The sequence below is a fragment of the Chryseobacterium tongliaonense genome, from assembly GCF_041224435.1.
GTDB classification, from domain to species: Bacteria; Bacteroidota; Bacteroidia; order Flavobacteriales; family Weeksellaceae; genus Chryseobacterium; species Chryseobacterium tongliaoense.
Genome location: NZ_JBGFFD010000031.1, coordinates 1 through 1,308, shown reverse-complemented (window position 1 = coordinate 1,308; position 1,308 = coordinate 1). Strand labels below are relative to the sequence as shown.

Below are 1,308 nucleotides of genomic sequence, written 5' to 3'. Positions count from 1 at the left end.
TATGCTCACGAAAAGAATAACCAAAAGCTGATCACAGCTAATATGATTGGTATTCCATTGGAAACAAAGACTGTAGAAAAACAAAATGCTACAGATACAGGGAAGACTATTTCAAGAACAGAGACCAAATATGATAATTCTGCCAATCTGCTTCCAAGTTCTGTACTATCCTACGATATCCAAAGTAACTCATCTTCAACAGAAGTTACCTACAATAAATATGATTCCAAAGGAAATATACAGCAGTATACCACCAAAAACGGTATTCCTGTTGCCATTGTCTGGGGCTATAACAACACCCAGCCTATTGCCAAAGTAGAAGGAGCGACTTATGATCAATTGGTTAGCCTGGGGCTTATCTCAGCCATCGTAACTGCTTCCGATTCAGATGCAGCTACTCCAGCCAATGAACCTGCACTTATCACAGCACTGGATAATTTCAGAAAGAATACCAATCTTTCCGCTTATCAGATCACCACTTACACTTATGATCCGTTAATCGGGGTAACAAGCATCACTCCGCCATCAGGAATCAGAGAGGTATATGTTTATGATACAGCCAACAGGCTTCAGGAAATAAGACAGGATTCCAAAACAGGTAAGCTGCTCAAGGAATTCAAGTACAATTATAAAAACTAAGACACGATGAAAAAATATTTTAAATCATTATTACTATTCAGTTTAGTATCTGTCGGGGGGGGTACTCCATGCCCAGGCAACGAATACTGAAAATTATATACAAACCAGAACCTATCTGGAAGGAGTCACTACCCCTAGCACCACAGCCAGACAAACCCAGTCTGTACAATATTTTGATGGTCTGGGAAGACCCAAGCAGGTTGTGAATGTAAAAGCTTCTCCATTAGGAAGAGATGTGGTCACCCATATAGAATACGACGGTTTTGGAAGACAGGTGAATGATTATCTTCCCGTTCCCCAATCCCAAACCTTAAACGGAGCCATTGTACCAACACCACTGGCTAATGCTACACAAAGTAATATTTACGGTTCAGAAAAGATCTATGCCGAAAAGACACTGGAAAACTCTCCTTTAGACAGAATATTGGAACAGAAACAGGTAGGAACAGCATGGAGTACAAAGCCTGTCAAATTTCAGTATGATGCCAATATTCAGGCAGACTATGTAAGGAAATATGAAACCACGACAACATGGGATCCTGCGGGTAAAATGACAATAAGTACCATTCAGCTGCTTCAGTATTTTTTACCCAGTTCGTTATATAAAAATACCATTACTGATGAAGATGGAAATAAAACCATTGAATTCAAGAACGGACAGGGTCAGGT

At 39.9% G+C, this 1,308-nt stretch carries 1 protein-coding gene and 1 pseudogene; both read left to right on the top strand.

Annotation, left to right across the window (positions count from 1 at the left end):
- Nucleotides 1-639, top strand: a pseudogene (locus tag AB8P06_RS20605) (DUF5977 domain-containing protein); the annotation flags it as partial.
- Between the two features lie 49 nt (nt 640-688).
- Nucleotides 689-1,308: DUF6443 domain-containing protein (locus tag AB8P06_RS20600; protein WP_502064278.1), on the top strand; the 620-nt coding region annotated here is incomplete at its 3' end.